This window comes from Lachnobacterium bovis DSM 14045, from assembly GCF_900107245.1.
Lineage (GTDB): Bacteria > Bacillota > Clostridia > Lachnospirales > Lachnospiraceae > Roseburia > Roseburia bovis.
In genome coordinates this window covers 15,448-36,919 of sequence record NZ_FNPG01000017.1, presented here as the reverse complement: position 1 = coordinate 36,919, position 21,472 = coordinate 15,448, and the positions used below count along the sequence as shown (strand labels likewise).

The window sequence follows — 21,472 nt, the reverse complement described above, 5'->3', positions numbered from 1 at the left end:
CATAAAAGTACATGTAAAGAATCTACTCTTTATGTGCAATAAAGATACCTGCTTCTTTAGTAACTTTAAAATCTGGAGCAATCTTGGAATCTACGAAATTTCTAAAATCCTTATATTTATCTAAAATATATTGGTTTTGGTTTCCGTGGCACGATAAAATGTATTCTATAATTGGCTCAGAGGCATCAATTATTAGTTCATCAGCATAAATATATTTTTCAATTTTGAAAAAAGATTTTTTGAGCAATGATTCGCCATTTTCCAAACCAAAAGTTTCATATAAATTGTTGGCAGATAATATAATTCGTGAATCAAATTCATTTACTAGTTCGTTTAATTCTTTCATATGATTAGAACTGTATGTGCTGCAAATCAGTTTTCCATGTGGTTTTAAAACACGATATATTTCAGAACGTGCATGTTCGAAACTGTTGCAATAAAATAAAACATGGTTGGCAATCACGGTATCAAAGGTGTTGTTATCAAATGGAATGCTTTGGCAATCAAAAGCTTTAAAATGCATATTTTTTTTAATAGTCGATGGTAAAAAAGATAAACATCTGCGAGCATCACGCAACATTCCTTTTGAAATATCGGATAAAACTATATTGATATTATCAGGGATTAATTGAGCATTTTCCGCCCAAAGTGAGCCGTTGCCACATCCGATTTCAAGTATATTTTCGTTAGATTTAAAACCGCATTGCTCAAAAATCCAAGGGAACCAGCCCTTTGGATTGGTAGAATACTTTTGGTGCAAATTAATTCGTGAAGAAATGTTGTTTGCATTTTGGTATTGTGTTTTTAAACTAGTCTGCATTCCTGTTAAATGAATTAAGTTAAGCATTTGGCTCCAATCAATATTTTTATTCTTTTCAATGACAGAAGTTGTATCTAAAATAGCTTTCTGTACTAATTGCATTTGCTCGATTTTATCTTGAATTAAAGTCGATTGAAGTTTTAAAGAATTCAGTAAAAAATGATAATCTAAATCATTAATAGTTAATTCTTTTATTTCATCCAAGGAAAATCCAAGATATTTAAATAGGAGAATTTGTTGCAATTTGGCAAAATCTTCATCAGTGTAATATCGTGCCATTGTGTTTTCATTAATATAGGAAGGTTTAAGAATATTTTGATTATCATAATATCTTATAGTCCTAGTAGAAACATTTGCCATTTTTGCAAATTGTCCCGAAGTATAATATTTTGACAAATCGATGTTTTTATTGTTTTTTTTAGTCATTTTATCCATCCTTCGTTAAAAAAAGTTTTTTTTATTATAACATTTATTATTTTAAAAAGTAAAAACTTTTCAAATACTCTTGACTGTGATAAAATAGACACGTCGAGTTATGCTCGCGGGCTTATATGATGAATAATATAATAGGGAAAATAGGAGGACAGACATCATGGATTTTTCTAAAGAGTATCAGAGATGGTTAACAGATTCATATTTTGATGAAGACACTAAAGCAGAGTTAAGAGCTATTGAGGGAGATAAAGCAGAGATTGAGGATAGATTTTATCGTACACTTGAGTTCGGTACAGCTGGTTTGAGAGGTGTTATAGGGGCAGGCACTAATCGTATGAACATTTATACTGTAAGACAGGCTACACAGGGTCTTGCAAATTATATTTTATCACAGAATGCACAGGATAAAGGTGTTGTTATTGCACACGATTGTAGAATTATGTCGCCTGAATTTACACAGGAAGCAGCATTATGTTTGGCAGCAAACGGAATAAAAACATATGTATTCCCAAGCTTACGTCCAACTCCAGAACTTTCATTTGCAGTTCGTAAATTAGGATGTACAGCTGGTATTGTAGTTACAGCAAGTCATAACCCAAGAGAATATAATGGATACAAAGTATATTGGGAGGATGGTGCACAGATTACACCACCACATGACACTAATATCATGGCAGAAGTTGCTAAAGTAACTGATTTTTCACAGGTAAAAACAATGGATTTACAGGCAGCTAAAGATGCTGGATTATATATTACTGTTTCAGATGAAATAGATGAGCCATATTTTGCTGAACTTAGAAAACAGTCAATTCATCCAGAAATCATTAAAAAAGTTGCAAAAGATATTAAAGTTGTATATACACCATTCCACGGAACAGGTTTAGAATCAGTACAAAGAGTATTAAAAGATTTAGGCTTTGAGAATGTTTATATTGAACCAACACAGGCTGTGGCAGATGGAAACTTTCCAACTGTTGATTATCCAAACCCTGAAGATCCAAAGGCATGGGAACTTGCTCTTAAATTAGCAAAAGAAAAAGATGCAGATATCGTTTTAGCAACAGATCCTGACGCAGACAGATTAGGGGTTTATTGTAAAGATACTAAGACTGGTGAATACGTAAGTTTTACAGGTAATATGTCAGGAATGTTAATTGCTGAGTACATTTTAAGAGAAAAAACAAAATTAGGTATTATGCCTGAAAATCCAGCTTTAATTGAATCAATTGTAACAACAGATATGGCTAAAGCTATAGCAAAAGCATATGATGTTAAATTAATTGAAGTTTTAACTGGATTTAAATATATCGGTGAACAGATTAAAAACTTTGAAGAAACAGGATCAAATAATTATGTGTTCGGTCTTGAAGAAAGCTATGGTTGTTTACCAGGAACATATGCAAGAGATAAAGATGCTCCAGCAGCTGTAACAATGTTATGCGAAGTTGCTGCATATTGCAAAAACGAAGGTAAAACTTTATGGGATGCTATGATTGATTTATATGAAAAATATGGTTACTATAAAGAAGGTCTTTCAACTCTTACATTAAAGGGTGTTGATGGAGCTGCAGAGCTTAAAAAATTAATGGATAAAGCACGTTCAAGCAAATTTGAACAGATTGGTGACTATAAAGTGCTTGCAATCAGAGACTATGCTGATGACACAAGATTAGATATGGAAACAGGCAAAGTTGGAAGCACAGGATTACCTAAATCTAATGTTTTATATTACGAACTTGAAAATAATGCATGGTGCTGCGTAAGACCATCAGGTACAGAGCCAAAGATTAAATTCTATTTTGGTATCAAAGGAGAGTCTATGGAAGACGCAGAATCTAAACTTGAGTCATTAAAGAATGCAGTTAATGAATTATTTCAGTAATTCAAAATAAAAAAACGGGCCACTTTTCCGTGGTTATCTGTCAGATGAGGTTAGGTTTATGTCGAAAAAAATAGTTAAAAAAAGAAAAAGAAGAAAAAAGATTGTTATTTTTGCAATTGAAGTCATTGCTTTGGCAATATTACTTGTAATTTTATATATCGTCAACTTCTTTAATCATGTGCAAAAGGGTGGACTAGATAAAGGTGATGTTGCGATAAATAAAGAGGTTGCAGATGATTCGTTTTTCCAAAAAGGACAATATACAAATATAGCTTTGTTTGGATTGGATAACCGTGGGAGTGGTCAGTATGATAACGGTAATTCTGATACAATTATGATTGCAAGTATTAACAATGAAAACAAAAAGGTTAAGTTAATTTCTGTATATCGTGATACATATTTGCTGGTTGGAAAAAATAAATTAGCTAAGGCTAATAGTGCATATGCAATTGGTGGTGTTAAAAATGCTGTCAGAATGTTGAATGCTAATTTAGATTTAGATATTCAAAATTATGTTACGGTTGACTGGGGTGCTTTGGTTAAGGCAATCGATGCTTTAGGTGGAATTGATATTGAAATTAGTAGAGCAGAGATGAATAAAATAAATGAATATACAGTTGAAATTGTTATGATGACTGGTAAACAGACTACGAAACTGAACACTTATGGTAATGTTCATTTAGATGGTACTCAAGCCACATCGTATGCTAGAATCCGTAAATTACAAGGTGATGATTATTTGCGTTCGTCAAGACAAAGGATTGTTTTACAGGCTATGCTTGAAAAAGCAAAAACAGCAGGTATTACCAAGTTGGGAACAATGGTTGACAGCATAAAAGGTGATATTAGTACTTCGCTTTCAACAAAAGATATGATTAGTTTGATTAGCCATGTTAAAGAATATCAGATTGAGTCGACAACGGGTTTCCCATTTAAACTTGGTACTCAAAATATAAATGGTGAAGATACTGTTGTGCCAGCTGAATTGGCGAATAACGTTGCTGAATTACATCAGTATATGTTTGGAGATGACGATGGTGAATATGCAGTATCTCAAAATGTAGAATCTATAAGCAATAGAATTAAATCAAGAACGGGTTATACATCAAGAAGCAAATACATAGTAGATACAAATAAATACAATAACACGGCAGGTAATAATAGTACTACTGGCACTATTGAAAAAAATGAAAAAAGTTCCAAAGAAAGAGAGTAACACAATGAGCAACGAAGTGATTAATAAGGTTAAATCGACCAACCAAAAATATTTAAAGAAGAATTTAGAGAATATCCCGGTTAAGGTGATGTCTCAATTAGAAAATATGGATTGGACATATCTTGATTTAATTAATCAGGAAGTGAAGCCAAGAGGAACATTTTCTCCTATTGAGGCTATGGAATTATCAGAAATTGAAGCTAATAAATCAAGTCTTAAAGAAAAAGGTTTAGAAGCAATTAAGGCAGGTAAAGTAGCTGCTATTTTATTGGCTGGTGGACAAGGAACAAGACTTGGCTTTGATAAAGCTAAAGGAATGTTTAATATCGGAGAAACAAAGGAACTATACATTTTTGAACAGTTGATTAATAATATGATGGATGTTACAAATGATGCAGGTTGTTTCATTCCATTATATATCATGACTAGTGAAAAAAATGATAAGGATACAAGAGAGTTTTTTGAAGAACATAATTATTTTGGATATGATAAGAACTTTGTTAAATTCTTTGTACAAGATATGGCACCAGCAACAGATTTTGAAGGAAATCTTTTATTAGAGAGCGAAGATTCGTTAGCAATGTCACCAAACGGTAATGGAGGTTGGTTTAATTCACTTATTAAAGCGGGATTAGATGAAGAACTTAAAGCTAAAGGAATCGAATGGTTAAACGTTTTTGGTGTAGATAACGTTTTACAGAGAATTGCAGATCCTGTTTTTGTTGGTGCAACATTAGAGTCAGGCTGTGAATGTGCGTCAAAAGTAGTTAGAAAAGCTAATCCAGACGAAAAAGTAGGGGCTCTTTGTTTAGAAAATGGCAAACCATCTATTGTAGAATATTATGAATTAACTCCTGAAATGGCAGAAGCTAGAAATGAAAAGGGAACACTTTTATATGGCTTTGGAGTAACGCTTAATTATTTGTTTAAAGTTGAAAAATTAAGAGAAATTTCAAAGAATAGTTTACTACCACATATTGTGAAGAAAAAAGTGCCATATTTGACTGAAGAAGGAAAATTAGTTAAACCAGAGGAGCCAAATGCATATAAATTTGAATTGTTAATAATTGATATGATTTATATGATGGATAATTGTTTAGGTTTTGAAGTGGAAAGAAATAAAGAGTTTGCTCCTGTAAAAAATGCTAAAGGTATCGACTCAGTTGATACAGCAAGAGAATTATTGAAAATTAATGGTGTGAACATCTAAATGATTATAGTGTGTCTATCAATTGTGTTTAATGTATAAGAAACATTATTATTTTTATTTTTTATCACAAAATAAACACAAGAGATAGATACACTTATTTTGTATCAAAGAGGAGAAAAGTAAAGTTTTATATTTTAAAAGGTTTATATAAATACAAGCAAGAAAAATTGTGTAAAAGAGAAAGGAGCATAACAATGGATAATAACAACAATAATTCTAATAATACATTTGAAAATGGAATGAATCAAAATCCTAATGTGAATCCCTATTTGAACAACAGAAATATGTATCAAAACAACGGTGGAATGAATCAAGGTCAACCAATGCAGCAACAGCCAATGAATCAACAGCAGATGAACCAAGGACACCCAACACAGCAACAGCCAATGCAGCAACAGCAGATGAAGCAGGGACAACCAACACAGCAACAGCCAATGCAGCAACAGCAGATGAAGCAGGGACACCCAACACAGCAACAGCCAATGAATCAACAGCAGATGAACCAAGGTTATCCAACACAGCAACAGTCAATGAATCAACAACAGATGAACCAAGGACACCCAACACAGCAACAGTCAATGCAGCAACAGCAGATGAAGCAGGGACACCCAGCACAGCAACAGTTAATGAATCAACAGCAGATGAAGCAGGAACAACCAACACAGCAACAACAGTTGAATCAGGCACAGGTAGTACGTGAAAAACCAAAAAAGAAAAAGGGTAAAAAAATTGCAGCGATTATCGCCGTTCCAATTACAATTGGTTTGATTACTACAGGTGTGCTTGTTGGATTAGATTATACTGGATTTAAATTTGATTCGTCATCTCAAAATAATAGTGTTAAATTAAGTACTACCAGCACTAAGGGTAAAGCAAAAAATTTACAAGATGTTTCAGATGTTGTAGATGAAGTAATGCCTTCTATTGTTGCAATCACTAATTTGCAGGAAGTTCAAGATGATGATGATTATTATGGGTACTATTCTAGAAGAGGTAGTAAACAACAGGCATCAGCAGGATCTGGTATTATTATTAAACAAAATGATACTTATATTTACATTGTAACTAATAATCATGTAGTTGCTGATTCAAAATCATTAAAGATTAAATTCTGTGACAAAGCTGTAGTTAAAGCGGAGATACAAGGACAGGATGAATCAAATGATCTTGCTGTTGTTAGAGTAAAAATATCAGATATAAAAAAATCAACCTATAAAAAGATTAAGTTAGCAAAATTAGGTGATTCCAAAAAATTAAGTGTAGGTGAGCCAACAATTGCAATAGGTAATGCTCTAGGATATGGACAGTCAGTTACAACAGGCGTTGTTTCAGCTTTAGGTCGTTCTGTTCAAGGAAAATCTGAAGATGGAGATAAGGCATCAGCATCTAATTTAATTCAAACAGATGCAGCAATTAATCCAGGTAACAGTGGCGGAGCGTTATTAAATAGTAAAGGTGAAGTTATTGGTATTAATTCTGCTAAAACTGCAGGTCAAGCCATTGAGGGAGTAGGATTTGCTATTCCGATGGAAGATGTAAAACCAATAGTTGAAGATCTTATTTCAAAAGAAAAGATAGACGAATCTGAAAGAGGTTATCTTGGAATTAACGGTAATAATGTAACAGAAGATTATAGTGCTATGTTGGATATTCCAAAGGGAGTTTATGTTACAGAGGTACAGCCAGGAAGCGCAGCAGAAGCAGCTGGAATACAAAAAGATGACGTTATAGTTGGAGTTAATGGTTCTAGTGTATCTACTATACAAGAGCTACAGCAAAAACTATCTAATTGTAAAGTAGGCGATAAAGTTAAGATTAAAATTGCACGAGATGATGGAACAGGATACAAAGAGACAGAAGTTGAAGTGACATTAGGTGCAAAAAATCAATAGTATATTTGCATAAAAATAATAAAAAATCAATAAAAATTTTTATAAAATAAAATAAATGCTCGTGGAGGAAAAAACATTATTTTGTATCTTTTTTCCAAAGCGAGCATAATTACTTGAAAAAACCAAAAATTAGGAATATAATCATAGCGTTGTTAAATTGAGGGTACGTAAGTATATCAACAAGGAGAAGCATTCTAATGAAACAATTAAAAGGTTTAATATTACAAATGTGCAAATTCAGTGCAGTTGGTACATCGTGTTTTGTAATTGATTATGTTTTAATGATTGTTTTTACAGAACTTTGTAATATGGAATATTTATTCTCTTGTGCATTTTCATTTACGATTTCAGTTGTCATAAATTATATATTGAGTATGCAATTTGTATTTCAAGGGAAAGAAGAAATGCATAAGATAATAGAAATTATAATATTTTCTTCATTAAGTGTTGTAGGTTTGGGATTAAACTTACTACTGATGTGGGGTGGTGTTGAATTTTTGGAATTTTCGTATATACATGCGAAAGTTTATGCATCACTAATCGTTACAGGTTATAATTTCTTTTCTAGAAAACTCTTTCTAGATTCTTCTAAAGAGAAAGAGGTAATAAATTCAGCAATGAGAGAAATTGGTTATACTGAAATTAATAGCTATACAGAGATTAATAGATAAGCAATTGGCGGACAAGGTATCTTTTGTCTGACTTTTTGCTTTTTAATTGTTAAAAAAAAGACATAATAAAGGTTGACAAATCTCTTTTAGTTAATATTGACGAAAAAATGACAAAAAAATAATAATATATTATTGATAAAAAAATAGATTTTTTGTTGAAAATAGTGTATTATATGGTACGGGAGCGATTGTAAATTAATTGACAAACTAGTAGAATTAAATCATAATAATAACATAGTTATTATTGGTTTGAGGAGGCTTTGTTATATGAAAAAAAAGAAGATAGTAATTGCTCTTGGACATGATGCGTTAGGAACAACATTGCCAGAGCAACAACAGGCAATTAAAAAAACTGCTAAGGCAGTTGCAGATTTTATTAGAGATGATTATCAGGTTGTAATTACGCATAGTAATGGTCCACAAGTTGGTATGATTCATACTGCAATGAATGAATTTTGTAGAATTTATCCAGAATATACTAAAACACCTATGTCAGTGTGCTCAGCTATGAGTCAGGGATACATTGGATATGATTTACAAAATGCAATTCGTACAGAACTTCTTGGAAGAGGAATTTACAAGACAGTTTCAACAATCTTAACGCAGGTCGAAGTTGATCCATATGATGAGGCTTTTTATCATCCAACAAAGATAATTGGCAGAATAATGAATGAACAAGAAGCTGAAGAAGAAGAAAAAAAAGGAAATCATACTGTTAAAGTTGAGGGTGGCTACAGAAGAATTGTGGCAGCACCTAAACCTGGAAATATTGTTGAGATAGATGCAATCAAGGCATTGTCAGATGCTGATCAGGTTGTTATTGCTTGTGGTGGTGGTGGAATACCAGTACTGGCACAGGGGCATAAATTAAAAGGCGCAAGTGCTGTTATTGAGAAAGACTTAGCAGCAGGTCGTTTGGCGCAGCTGCTTGATGCAGATAGACTTGTTATTTTAACAAGCGTAGATAAGGTTTGTGTCAATTATGGTAAAGAAGATCAGGAAGAACTAGATGTTTTATCTGTCGAAAAAGCAAGAGAGTTGCTTGGAAAAGGTGAGTTTGAGAATGGAACTATTAAGCCTAAGATTGAAGCAGCAGTTGATTTTATCGGAGAATCAGCGATTAAATCAGTTCTAATCACTAAGCTAAATAAAGAATCAAGTTCTATTACAGGTGGTATGGGAACGTTAATAAAAAAGTAAATGAATAGTTATACTTTGGCTAATTAAGTCCGATATAAAAGATGGTAGCTAGAGTTACACATTTGTGTGACGTCTATATAGATACAAATTAACCACAATAGTGGCAAGATATTCAGGAGGATTTTATGTATTATCGCAAAACAAAAATCGTTTGTACATTAGGCCCAGCAGCCAATGATGAAGAAACATTACGTCAGCTTATCGAAGCTGGAATGAACGTAGCACGTTTTAACTTCTCACATGGTTTACATGATGAGCAGAAAAGTCGTTTAGAAAGATTAAAGAAAGTTCGCGAAGAAATGGGTAAACCAGTTGCAGCTTTACTTGATACTAAAGGACCAGAAATTCGTTTAGGTGAATTCGAAAACGGCGGAATCGTTCTTGAAAAAGGACAGAAATTCACACTTACAACAGATGAGAGTGTTGTTGGTACACAAGATATTGTTTCAATTACATACAAAGAATTACCAAGCGACGTTAAAGCTGGTAACCATATCTTAATCGATGACGGTTTAATTGATATGTTAGTTGAAAGCGTTGATGGTAAAGAAATTCACTGTCGCGTAGAAAACGGTGGAAAAGTTGGTAATAAAAAAGGTGTTAACGTACCAGACGTAGATTTATCTATGGAATTTATCAGCCCAAAAGATCATGATGATATCGTATTTGCTGTAGAAAACGGATATGACTTTATCGCAGCTTCATTCGTTCGTACAGCTCAAGATGTTTTAGATATCAGAAAAATCTTAGAAGAGAAAAAAGGTACAGATATTAAAATCATCTCTAAAATCGAAAATATGCAAGGTGTTAAAAACATTGATGAAATCATCGAAGTATCAGATGGTATCATGGTAGCTCGTGGTGACATGGGTGTTGAAATTCCACTTGAGGATGTACCAGTAATCCAGAAGATGATCATTAAGAAAGTTGTTGCTGCAGGTAAGATTGTTATCACAGCTACACAGATGCTTGATTCAATGATTAGAAACCCAAGACCAACTCGTGCAGAAGCTACTGACGTTGCTAACGCTATCTATGATGGAACAGGTGCTGTTATGCTTTCAGGTGAAACAGCAAACGGTGATTACCCAGTAGAAGCTGTTAAGACAATGGCTAAAATTGCTGAGCGTACAGAAAAAGATATCAATTATGTTGAAAGATTAAAGAAGAGAAATTCTGATCTTCAGAAAGATGATATCACAGGTGCTATTTCACATGCTACATGTACATTAGCAGCTGATTTAGAGGCTCAGGCTATCCTTACAGTAACTAAATCAGGACGTACAGTATACGAAGTATCTAAATATCGTCCACTTGCACCAATCATGGGTGGATGTCTTACAAAGAGAGTATACCGTCAGTTAAATCTTTGCTGGGGTGTACAGCCTGTATTACTTCAGGAACAAGAAGATTTAGATAACTTATTCAATCACGTAATTGATGAAGGAAAATCATTCGGAATGCTTAATACAGATGATACAGTTGTTATGACAGCTGGTGTACCACTTGGTGTATCAGGAACAACTAACCTTGTTAAAGTTCAGAAAGTTGACTAATATATGAATTATGCAGCAGTAAAATACTGCGACATTGCAAATGGTCTAGGCTGCCGGAGCGTATTATTCGTTTCCGGCTGCCGAAATCATTGTAAAGGTTGTTTCCAACCAGAAACATGGGATTTTTCATATGGAAAGCCTTTCGATGATGCTTTGCAAGAAGAATTATTAGATTCATTGAAACCAGATTACATCAAGGGTTTAACTCTTTTAGGAGGAGATCCTTTTGAAGAAGAGAATCAAAAAGAAATTCTTCCGTTTTTAAGAAAAGTAAAGGAGTTGTACCCTAATAAAGATGTTTGGGCATATACAGGTTATGTTTTTGATGATGACTTACAAATAGGTGGGAAAAAGCATACAGATGATACTGATGAATTAATTAAGTTGATTGATATTTTGGTAGACGGGCCATTTATAGAAGAACAAAAGGATTTGACTATTAAATTTAGAGGCTCACGAAATCAAAGAATAATTGATATCAAAAAGACGTTAGATAGAGGCGAAGTAGTGCTTGCAATGGAGTAATACATTTTAGAATCTGTTGCACAGGTACATATAGGTATCTGTGTTATAGATTTATTTTTTTGTAAAAAATGACGTGGGAGGAATTATGTATACTTCAATTAAAAAAATAGAAAAAAAGATTAAATTTATTTTGAAATACGTATTCTTTATAGGAGCCTATATTGTAGGTGTTTATATAGGAATATATTTGCTGATGTATTGTTCAGTTTGTGAGTTGGTATCAATTATAAAAAAAGGACACATGGATGTTTTAATCATTTTAATTAATTTATTAAAAATCATATTGGCAATTCCAATAGGCTCAGCAGCTTGGGGAATTATGTATATGTTGTATAATTATTGTCGTGGTTATGATGATTAATAAATATTAAAATATAAAATTTAAATTATATAATTAAATTTTTTAGATATTTTGAATGTTTGAATTTGCATTTTGAGGTGAAAGTATGATTTTAAGAGTTCCAGATTATTATGATGAGTTCCATTGTATTGCAAGCAATTGTAGAGATTGTTGCTGTAGAGGTTGGGAAATTGATGTAGATGAAGAAACAAAGGATTATTATATGACAGTAGAGGATAGTCCGTTTGGTGATAAATTAAAATCCTGTTTAGGAGAAGCAGAAGATGGTACGCCTATTTTTAAATTAAATGAAAAAGGAAGATGTCCATTTTTAAATTCTGCTAATTTATGCGAGATATGTATAAAGATGGGAGAAGAATCATTAAGTGAAATTTGTACAGAATACCCTAGGTTTGCAATAGAATATGGTGATGTTTTGCAAAAATGTTTAAGTCTTGCATGTGAAGAAGTAGGACGTATTTTGTTTTCAAAACAAGATAAAATAAGTATAGTTGACTATGAAGATAAATACGTTGATTTAGAGGTAGAAGAGAGTGAGTCTGAAAAGGATAGAATTAAATTTTTAGAAAAATTACAAAATAATTTAATAGAAATCTTTGAAGATGATAGTCTAACCCTAGTGGAAAGAAACATTAAGGCATTAAGTTACGGTAAGTATACTCAAGAAAGATTTAATGCTGAGGATTTTAGAGTAATAGAGTTAGAAGATGAAGAATTCATTGAATTTCTTGGAAAAGATAAAGAAGTGTCTTCATTAAAGGATATAATAATAAAGCCGGAACAGGAATTTGAAGCATTTAATGATAGATATGCGCTATTTGATGGTTTAGAAACTATAAATAAAGATTGGATAGAGTTTAAAAAAGTTTTAAAAGAGAAATACACAGATGCACAAGCTTATAAAAATATGATTGATAAATTTGTGGCTAGTGACAGTTATAATGAGTTTGATTTTGAAAAATTATCTGTATATTTTATTTTTAGATATTTTATGAATAGTGTATATGATAATAATATTTTATCAAAAGTCAAAATGGCAATTTATTGTCCAAGAATTATTTTAGACATGGATGCGTGTGTTTTTGATTGTAATGGAGATATTTACTCTAATGTTGATAGAATTGAAACAGTTAAGATGTTTTCAAAAGAAGTTGAACATTCAGAAGAAAATGTAGAAATTATTGAAGACGAGATGAATTTCACAAAAATTGAAGATATCTTGATGTAGCACTTTACATTTTTTTTTAATAATAATATAATGGAAAACGTATGTAATAGATTACAAGGAGGAAATTATGTTAAATTATTGTTTGGTGAATGCATCACTAGTTAATTTGATTGGCATAATATTCACTTTTGTTGCAACATTTTTTGCATTAAAGTTTTTAATGGATTATTTACCACATGATCAGGGTAGAGCTTTTGCAGTAGATGGGGCAAAGTCAGCGGGTAAACCTAGAGGTGCAGGTATCATCTTTGTTTTTACATTTGTAATAGGAGTATTACTCGTGACAAGATTAAGTGTTGAGATAGTGATATATCTAGTGCTGATTGTTGCGGAGATGTTTACAGGATATTTTGATGATGCAGCTGAGAAACCATGGGGAGAATTATTAAAAGGTGTTCTTGATATGGTTGTTGCATTGACAGTAGCTGGTGTATATGTTTGGTTTAATGGAACAGAAATTTCGTTTGCATTATTCAATAATACAGTTAAGCTCAATCCTATCGTATTTATTGTTTTAACAGTAGTTCTTGTTTGGGCATCAATAAATGTAACTAATTGTTCAGATGGAGTTGACGGACTCTCAGCAACTTTGACTGTTATTACACTAGGTTCGATTTATGTTTTAAATGAAATTCGTGATACAGCGGATGATTTTAAAGTAGTTATTGTTCTATTTATAATTGCGTTGTTAGCATATTTATGGTTTAATTCAACACCAAGTAAGCTTTTAATGGGTGATGCAGGCTCAAGAGCAATGGGTGTATTTATAGCTATTGCCATTCTTAAATCGCAGAGTCCATTCATGTATTTATTATTAGCTATTGTGCTTATTTTAGATGGAGGATTAGGCTTAGTAAAAGTTACATTAATCAGGACAATTAAAATAAATATAATGAAAAATATTACAACACCACTTCATGATCATGCAAGAAAGAAAATGGGTTGGTCTAATACTCAGGTTGTAATGAGATTGGCTATTATTCAGATTATGATTTCTGCTACAGCATTATATTTGGTCAATATGTAATATTAAAATACAAAGGAGTGACAGTTAAATACAATAACAGCCACTTCTTTTTTACTAGTTTTAGTAAAAATGATACTCAATATACAATAAAATATATTAAAAAACATTATAATTATAATGAAAAACATATTTAGAAAAACATTATAAAAATTTAGCAAAATGAATATTAATTCATAAGTAGTAAAAAAGTAAAAGGTTATGTGCTAGGAGGTAACAATGGAAGCATATACAAGTTTTGCACAGGTATACGATATGTTTATGGATAATGTTCCATATGAAGATTGGGCAACATATATTTATAAGCAATTTCATAAACATGGAATAACAGATGGAAAAATTTTGGATTTAGGCTGTGGTACAGGAAAAATTACTAGTTTTTTATCTAAAAAAGGTTATGATATGGTTGGAGTGGATAGCTCTATAGAAATGCTTGAAGTGGCAGCATTTCGAAATGATACAGATATCATGTACCTTCATCAGGATATTGTAGAGATGGATCTATATAGTGATTTTAAAGCAGCGTACAGTACTTGTAATTGCTTGAATTATGTCCTAGAGGATACGGATTTGTATGATGTTTTTCAGAGAGTTTATGATAAGCTAGAAGATGGTGGTTTGTTTATATTTGATTTAAATACAGAATACAAATATAGAGAAATCTTGCAAGATAATACATTTGCTGAAAATAGAGAAGATGGAAGCTTTATTTGGGATAATTATTTTGATACAGAAAATAATATTAATGAGTATCAATTGGCATTGTTTATTAAACAAAATGATAACATATACAAAAAATATGAAGAAGTGCATTATCAAAGGGCATACTCATTAGTTTTGATTCAGAAGATGTTAGAAACAAATGGATTTACAGTCTTAGAGATAAATGACGAATATTCTGACGAAAAAGCTAAAGAAGACAGTGAAATAGTAACTATTATTGCACAAAAGAAGTGTTAATTAATTTGATAATGCCATTTTAGGAGGAATAAATGAAAGATTATATAGTAAGAGCAACAGCAGCAGATGCGAGTATACGAGCATTTGCGATTAAATCAACACAGATGGTTGAAGATGCAAGAATTGCACATAAAACATCACCTGTAGCAACAGCAGCTTTAGGCCGTTTATTGACTGGTGGAGCTATGATGGGTAGTATGTTAAAAGGCGAAAAAGATATTTTGACTTTACAGATTCAATGTGCTGGACCAATTAAGGGCTTAACTGTAACTGCAAATTCAAAGTGTGAAGTAAAAGGATTTGTTATGAATCCAAATGTAGATTTACCACCAAATAAACTAGGAAAACTAGATGTAGGTGGTGCTCTTGATTTAGGTGTTTTAAGTGTTATAAAAGATATGGGATTAAAAGAACCATACGTAGGTCAATGTCAATTACAAACAGGTGAAATAGCAGAAGACTTAACATATTATTTTGCAACATCAGAACAAGTGCCTTCAGCAGTTGGTTTAGGCGTTTTAGTTGACAAAGATCAGTCTGTAAAAGAAGCAGGTGGATTTATAATTCAGCTTATGCCATTTACAAGTGATGAAGTAGTTGATAAATTAGAAGAAAAAATCCAAAATATTGCCTCAGTAACAGAAATGATGGAAAAAGGAATGACACCAGAAGAAATCCTTGAAGAGATTTTAGGTGATTTTGGAGTAGAAATAACAGATACAATTGAGACAGGCTTTAAGTGTGACTGTTCAAAAGAAAAAATTGCTAGAGCAATTTCAACATTAAGTAAAAAGGATTTAGATAGCATCATCAATGATGGTGAAGAAATTGAAGTTAAATGTCAGTTTTGTAACTCAGCATATAAATTTAGCATTGATGATTTAAAGGAGATTAGAAAATCGTGAGAAATGGATTTGTTAAGGTAGCGGCGGTAACTCCTAAAGTTAAAGTCGCTGACGTAAAATATAATGGACAATTAATAAGGGATTTAATGAAGGAAACTGTTTCAAATGGGGCAAAAGTGGTAGTTTTTCCAGAATTATGTATTACAGGCTATACATGTGGAGATTTGTTTTTGCAGGAACAGTTATTAGAAACTGCCAAAGATGAGTTAAGAAGAATTGCTATGGAAAGTGAAACATTAGATGCACTATTTTTTGTGGGTTTACCTTTAGAATTAAATGGTAAACTATATAATGTTGCAGCGGCTGTGTCTAGAGGAGATATATTAGCATTAATTCCAAAAGTATATTTGCCAACTTATAATGAATTCTATGAAGGCAGATATTTTGCAAGTGGAAAAGGAATAAAAGATAAATATATTTCAATTTCAGGCGAGGAGATTCCTTTTTCGACAGATATAATTTTACAGAGTATAGAAATGCCTAAGCTTAAAATTGCAGCTGAAATTTGTGAAGATTTATGGACACCAAACCCTCCAAGTATTTCACATGCATTATCTGGGGCAACTTTAATTGTAAATCTATCTGCATCAGATGAAGTTACAGGAAAAAATATTTATAGAAAACAACTCGTAGCAGGGCAATCAGCTAGATTGATTTGTGGATATATATATTGTTCAGCTGGTGATGGAGAATCAACTAGTGACGTAGTATATTCAGCACATAATATCATTGCAGAAAATGGTAGCGTTTTAAAAGAAGCCAAAAGGTTTGAGAACGAGACTATTTACTCAGAAATTGATTTTGAAAAAATTGAAGAAGAACGTAGAAGAATGACAACTTTTGAAGTGAAAAATACACATGAAGTAGTCAGATTTCACGTTACAAGAGAAAGAACTGTATTAACACGATACATTCCTCAGACTCCATTTGTACCAAGTAATATTGAAGATAGAGATAATAGATGTGAAGAAATCTTACATATTCAAGCGATGGGCTTAAAGAAACGTTTAGAGCATACATCATGTAAGAGTGTTGTTATTGGAATATCTGGTGGATTAGATTCAACTTTGGCATTAATCGTTGCGGCTAAAGCATTTGATTTAGTTGGTTTACCAAGAGAAAATATAATTGCGGTAACAATGCCAGGATTTGGAACAACAGATAGAACATATGACAATGCTGTTAACCTAATTAATAAAATAGGGGCAACATTTAAGGAAGTAAGCATTGTTGATGCTGTAAATATTCACTTTAGAGATATAGAGCATGATTCAAGTATTCATGACGTAACTTACGAGAATTCTCAAGCACGAGAAAGAACACAGATACTTATGGATATGGCAAATAAATATGCTGGACTTGTTATCGGTACAGGAGATTTGTCAGAGTTAGCATTGGGATGGGCTACTTATAATGGTGATCACATGTCAATGTATGCAGTTAATGTCTCTATTCCTAAGACATTAGTTAGATATTTGGTAAAATATTATGCAGACACATGCAATGATGAGATTTTAAGTGAAGTTTTATTGGATGTATTAGACACACCAGTTTCACCAGAATTATTACCACCAGAAGATGGTGTAATATCTCAAAAAACAGAAGATTTAGTGGGACCATACGAATTACACGATTTCTTTATGTATTATATTTTAAGATTTGGATTTAGTCCAAAGAAAGTTTATCGACTTGCTCTTAAAGCATTTGCGGACAAATATGATAGAGCTGTAGTTTTAAAATGGTTAAAATCATTCTATAGAAGATTTTTTGCACAACAGTTTAAACGTTCATGTTTACCAGATGGACCAAAGGTTGGTACTGTAGCAGTATCACCAAGAGGAGATTTAAGAATGCCATCAGATGCATGCGCTAGAATTTGGTTAGATGAAGTTGAAGAAATTGAAGAAGTATACAAATAATATTTAATTCAATTATATGTTGTTCGAACAAAAATAAATACTTTTAATAAAGAACTAAAAAATAATTATAAAAATTTATAGAGTAAACACTAAGAAATTAATGTTAATAAAAAGAGCTATGAAATAAGATTTTTAAAAATCTTACAATCATAACTCTTTTTTGCTGTATGATTTAAATTATGATGTTAATTTGATAATTAACCATAAATGTAATCAATAGCTATATTATAATCAGTTATTATAAAATCTGAATTCCTGCTTTTTCACATTCTTTTAGCATTTCTTCAGGCCAAATTGAACTTTGAACCTCGCCGATGTGTGCTTTTCTTAAGAAGAACATACAAATACGAGATTGACCAATACCGCCACCAATTGTAAGAGGTAGTTCACCATCGATAATAGCCTTGTGGAATGGTAAAGAAGCTCTTTCCATACAATCTGCTTTTTCAAGCTGTGAAAGAAGAGAATCTTTATCGACACGAATACCCATTGAAGAAAGCTCAAGAGCAATATCTGTAACTGGGTAGTAAACTACGATATCTGCATTTAGAGACCAATCATCATAGTCAGGTGCTCTTCCATCATGTGGTTCACCATTTTCAAGTTTGTCGCCAATTTGCATAATACAAACAGCACCTTTAGCTTTTGCAATATAGTATTCTCTTTCTTTTGGTGTATTGTCAGGGAATAACTCTGCTAATTCAGAAGTTGTAATAAAATAAATATCTTTTGGTAAAATCATATCAATATAATCATATTGAATTGCCATAAATTGTTCTGTTTTTCTAAGACATTTATATACAGTTCTGACAGTTTCTTTTAAAAAGTCAATGTTACGTTCTTCCTTTGAAATGATTTTTTCCCAATCCCATTGGTCAACAAAAACAGAGTGAATGTTATCAAGATCTTCGTCGCGACGAATAGCATTCATATCTGTGTAGATTCCTTCACCATGAGAAAAGCCATATTTTTTAAGGGCAAAACGTTTCCATTTTGCAAGAGAATGAACAACTTCAATCTCGCGATCACCTTCAGCTTTAATATCAAACGCAACTGGTCTTTCATAACCATTAAGGTTATCATTTAATCCAGAAGCTTTGTCTACGAATAGAGGTGCAGAAACACGAGTTAGGTTAAGTCGTTGTGCAAGCATTCCTTGAAAGAAATCTTTTACAGTTTTAATTGCTAATTGAGTATCGTGCAAATCTAATTCTGATTTGTAATCTTCTGGTAAAATTAAATTTTTCATAGTAGCTCCTTTTTCTATTTATTCAAGTTTATTGTTGATATCGGCAAATTATTTAATAAACCTTCATGCGAATAAATCTTTAAGATAAATCCGTACGTTTTTATTATAAAAATATAAGAATAAAAATGCAATTAAAAATATAAAAAATACATACTTTTTTAAAAATTTATGATATTATTAGTATATGATTAAGAAAACAATATAAGGATGAGGAAGAACAATGAATAAAAGAGATATGACTAAATTTGATATTTTTGTTGAGATTGTTTGTGGAATTTTGCTAATGGTTTCGGTGAGTCTGCAAGTGATATATAGCGTACTTCATAGTTTATCAATATTTAGCCTCATAATAAATGTGTTGATTGTGGTGTTGGTTTATATCGGACTTAGCATGTTATCTTGTTATCCGGAGAAAGTTAATGCAATTCCGCAGGAAATATGTATAGGAAATATAAGACGATATTCAATTAAAATGATTAGATATGCCAAATTGATATTTGTCGCAAGTTTAGTTGTACCAGAGGTGTGTGATTTGCTTGAACATACGCTTGGTCAATGGTACAGTTTCGTGGTCGTAGTTTTGATTGTGGGAGAGATAATCTATTACGAAATAAAAATAATTAAATTAATTAGACTTATAAAAAAATAAAAAACATTATAAATACTGCAATAAAGTTTTGGGAAAACATTAAATTAAAATGATTAAATGAAAAAAGTATTAGCAATCATGGGGAATAATTAATAAGGGCGCATCAGACTAAAAGGTAGGAAGGATGAAGGACAGTATGATTACATTAAAGGAAGTGGCAGAAATAGCCGGTGTTAGCTCAACGACAGTAGCAAATGTTTTACATGGGAGGAAGAATCGCGTTTCAGCAGATACATATGAAAAGGTAAATAAAATACTAAAGGATATGAATTATGTATCAAATATGGGAGGGAGGATAATAAATAAATCCGGCTCTAGAATTATAGCAATAATAGTTGCGTATGATAGATTTCGCAATGTTTGCCAAAGTTCGGAAATGGATCCGTTTTGTGGCGCTATAGTTGGAGCAATTGAAAAAGAGATAACAAAGTATAATTATTTTGTTATGCTGTATGCAAGTAGTGATATTGAAAAATGTTTAAATATGGCTTTAGCGTGGAACGTTGAAGGAATAATTTTACTAGGAGCAAAAAGAAAATTATACTATTTATTGCATTCAAGACTAGATATACCAATCGTTACAATTGATACGTGCTTTAAAAAACAAGATAGGAATTATATCAACATAGGATTAGAAGATGAAAAGGGTGGTTATGAGATAACAAAATATTTAATTGAGAATGGACATAAAAATATTATGTTTGCTGAATTAGAACCACAAGATGATGAAAATGGAATTCTAAATATTGATGAAGCAAGGAAACGTGGATATGAAAGAGCTTTATCAGAAAATGGTCTAGATAAAGGATTAGAAGACAGTAGTACAAAATTTTTAAAACTCGATTTGGATATTGAAACAAGAGAAAACCAGTTGGTTGAGCTTGTGAATAATCGTTTTAATAATTGTAGTGCTATTTTTTTTGCTTCAGATTTACTTGCGGTTGAGGCAATGAATGTTTTCTTTGACAATGGAATAAAAGTGCCAGAGGACATTTCGGTTGTTGGATTTGATGATTCAATTATAAGTCGAAAAATAAGACCAGGCCTTACAACTGTTCGTCAGGACATAATTGAAAAAGGGAAAAAAAGTGTAGAAAATATAATGCAAATTATAAACGGAGAATATAACAAAAAAAATGATTATATCAATGTACAGTTACCTATAAAAGTCATAAAAAGACAGACAGTTCTCAACCTTAATGAATAAAAGAATGAAAAAAGAGTCCTGGGTCAAAGGACTCTTTTTTCGAAAGGGTTTTAGGAGAAAGGTATTAAGGAAAACTTTCAAAATAAGGAAAATTAGCAATCTTATGAAACAAACGTATGAATAACGATTATCACAAAATCCTCAACAGAAACTAGCTTTAAAATCACCAATCCTGTTACACTTAAAATCATTATCAACCTTGTTTCTAAACATTATATCGGACATAAAAAATAAAACTTAATAAAAAAAATAATTTTTTTTTAAAGAAAAGTATTGACAAAAGAAAATAATGTATGATATAAAATTACATAAAGAGTGAAAAAAGCGTTGAAGGAGACTCCAAACTTTAGACGTCGACAGGAATACAACGTCACCGACTGAGAGCGTTGTTTGAAAGAGAAGTTTGTGGGAACACTACCGGAGCTGATGAGTTGAAAAGGATATATGAGTTAGATTATATTAAGTAGGCTTGTACGATTAGTATACGTTACATACTTTGAGTGGAAAGATAATTTTTATTTTTCAAAGCGGGTGGTACCGCGGGAACAGTGATTTCTCGCCCT

18 protein-coding genes are annotated in these 21,472 nt (G+C 31.9%); 16 read left to right on the top strand and 2 right to left on the bottom strand.

What is annotated here, in order from left to right; translation table 11 throughout:
* Positions 1 to 22: 22 nt before the first annotated feature.
* Positions 23 to 1,246 (bottom strand): MerR family transcriptional regulator, encoded by a 1,224-nt coding sequence (locus BLV79_RS07510; protein WP_074717683.1) that lies wholly within the window; start codon positions 1,244 to 1,246, stop codon positions 23 to 25.
* A 166-nt stretch (positions 1,247 to 1,412) separates the two neighbouring features.
* Between BLV79_RS07510 and BLV79_RS07505 the strand changes: the two genes are divergently transcribed.
* The 14 genes from BLV79_RS07505 to BLV79_RS07440 all read left to right on the top strand — a co-directional run bounded on the left by BLV79_RS07505 (position 1,413) and on the right by BLV79_RS07440 (position 17,804).
* Positions 1,413 to 3,137: a phospho-sugar mutase gene (locus BLV79_RS07505; RefSeq protein WP_074717680.1), complete on the top strand. Its 1,725-nt coding sequence runs from the start codon at positions 1,413 to 1,415 to the stop codon at positions 3,135 to 3,137.
* 58 nt (positions 3,138 to 3,195) lie between these two features.
* Complete coding sequence (locus tag BLV79_RS07500) at positions 3,196 to 4,353, top strand: LCP family protein (RefSeq protein ID WP_074717677.1); 1,158 nt, start codon at positions 3,196 to 3,198, stop codon at positions 4,351 to 4,353.
* Between the two features lie 4 nt (positions 4,354 to 4,357).
* On the top strand, positions 4,358 to 5,563 hold the full coding sequence (locus tag BLV79_RS07495; RefSeq protein ID WP_074717757.1) for a UTP--glucose-1-phosphate uridylyltransferase: 1,206 nt from the start codon (positions 4,358 to 4,360) through the stop codon (positions 5,561 to 5,563).
* Positions 5,564 to 5,757: 194 nt separating this feature from the next.
* Positions 5,758 to 7,455 (top strand): S1C family serine protease, encoded by a 1,698-nt coding sequence (locus BLV79_RS12760; protein WP_074717674.1) that lies wholly within the window; start codon positions 5,758 to 5,760, stop codon positions 7,453 to 7,455.
* Between the two features lie 197 nt (positions 7,456 to 7,652).
* Positions 7,653 to 8,126, top strand: a complete 474-nt coding sequence (locus BLV79_RS07485; protein WP_074717671.1) for a GtrA family protein — start codon at positions 7,653 to 7,655, stop codon at positions 8,124 to 8,126.
* Positions 8,127 to 8,393: 267 nt separating this feature from the next.
* Complete coding sequence (arcC, locus tag BLV79_RS07480) at positions 8,394 to 9,326, top strand: carbamate kinase (protein ID WP_074717668.1); 933 nt, start codon at positions 8,394 to 8,396, stop codon at positions 9,324 to 9,326.
* A gap of 125 nt (positions 9,327 to 9,451) precedes the next feature.
* Complete coding sequence (pyk, locus tag BLV79_RS07475; RefSeq protein ID WP_074717665.1) at positions 9,452 to 10,882, top strand: pyruvate kinase; 1,431 nt, start codon at positions 9,452 to 9,454, stop codon at positions 10,880 to 10,882.
* Positions 10,883 to 10,885: 3 nt separating this feature from the next.
* Positions 10,886 to 11,407 carry an anaerobic ribonucleoside-triphosphate reductase activating protein gene (nrdG, locus tag BLV79_RS07470; protein WP_074717662.1) on the top strand — a complete coding sequence of 174 codons (522 nt, stop codon included), beginning with the start codon at positions 10,886 to 10,888 and terminating at the stop codon, positions 11,405 to 11,407.
* An 85-nt stretch (positions 11,408 to 11,492) separates the two neighbouring features.
* Complete coding sequence (locus tag BLV79_RS07465) at positions 11,493 to 11,768, top strand: hypothetical protein (RefSeq protein WP_074717658.1); 276 nt, start codon at positions 11,493 to 11,495, stop codon at positions 11,766 to 11,768.
* An 85-nt stretch (positions 11,769 to 11,853) separates the two neighbouring features.
* Positions 11,854 to 12,996: a flagellin lysine-N-methylase gene (gene fliB / locus BLV79_RS07460; protein WP_074717655.1), complete on the top strand. Its 1,143-nt coding sequence runs from the start codon at positions 11,854 to 11,856 to the stop codon at positions 12,994 to 12,996.
* Positions 12,997 to 13,063: 67 nt separating this feature from the next.
* Positions 13,064 to 14,023 (top strand): MraY family glycosyltransferase, encoded by a 960-nt coding sequence (locus BLV79_RS07455; RefSeq protein WP_074717652.1) that lies wholly within the window; start codon positions 13,064 to 13,066, stop codon positions 14,021 to 14,023.
* 216 nt (positions 14,024 to 14,239) lie between these two features.
* Positions 14,240 to 14,980, top strand: coding sequence for a class I SAM-dependent DNA methyltransferase (locus BLV79_RS07450; protein WP_074717649.1), 741 nt, complete (start codon positions 14,240 to 14,242; stop codon positions 14,978 to 14,980).
* Positions 14,981 to 15,012: 32 nt separating this feature from the next.
* Positions 15,013 to 15,885, top strand: coding sequence for an Hsp33 family molecular chaperone HslO (hslO, locus tag BLV79_RS07445; protein WP_074717646.1), 873 nt, complete (start codon positions 15,013 to 15,015; stop codon positions 15,883 to 15,885).
* Positions 15,882 to 17,804 carry an NAD(+) synthase gene (locus tag BLV79_RS07440; RefSeq protein ID WP_074717644.1) on the top strand — a complete coding sequence of 641 codons (1,923 nt, stop codon included), beginning with the start codon at positions 15,882 to 15,884 and terminating at the stop codon, positions 17,802 to 17,804. The genes hslO and BLV79_RS07440 overlap by 4 nt, the downstream gene beginning before the upstream one ends.
* Positions 17,805 to 18,042: 238 nt before the next feature.
* On the opposite strand, the gene asnA is transcribed toward BLV79_RS07440, so the two are convergent.
* Positions 18,043 to 19,053 carry an aspartate--ammonia ligase gene (gene asnA, locus BLV79_RS07435; RefSeq protein ID WP_074717640.1) on the bottom strand — a complete coding sequence of 337 codons (1,011 nt, stop codon included), beginning with the start codon at positions 19,051 to 19,053 and terminating at the stop codon, positions 18,043 to 18,045.
* 220 nt (positions 19,054 to 19,273) lie between these two features.
* On the opposite strand from asnA, the gene BLV79_RS07430 reads away from it, so the two are divergent.
* Positions 19,274 to 19,702, top strand: coding sequence for a hypothetical protein (locus tag BLV79_RS07430; RefSeq protein ID WP_083354501.1), 429 nt, complete (start codon positions 19,274 to 19,276; stop codon positions 19,700 to 19,702).
* Between the two features lie 136 nt (positions 19,703 to 19,838).
* Positions 19,839 to 20,909, top strand: coding sequence for a LacI family DNA-binding transcriptional regulator (locus BLV79_RS07425; protein ID WP_074717639.1), 1,071 nt, complete (start codon positions 19,839 to 19,841; stop codon positions 20,907 to 20,909).
* The last annotated feature ends 563 nt before the right edge of the window (positions 20,910 to 21,472 follow it).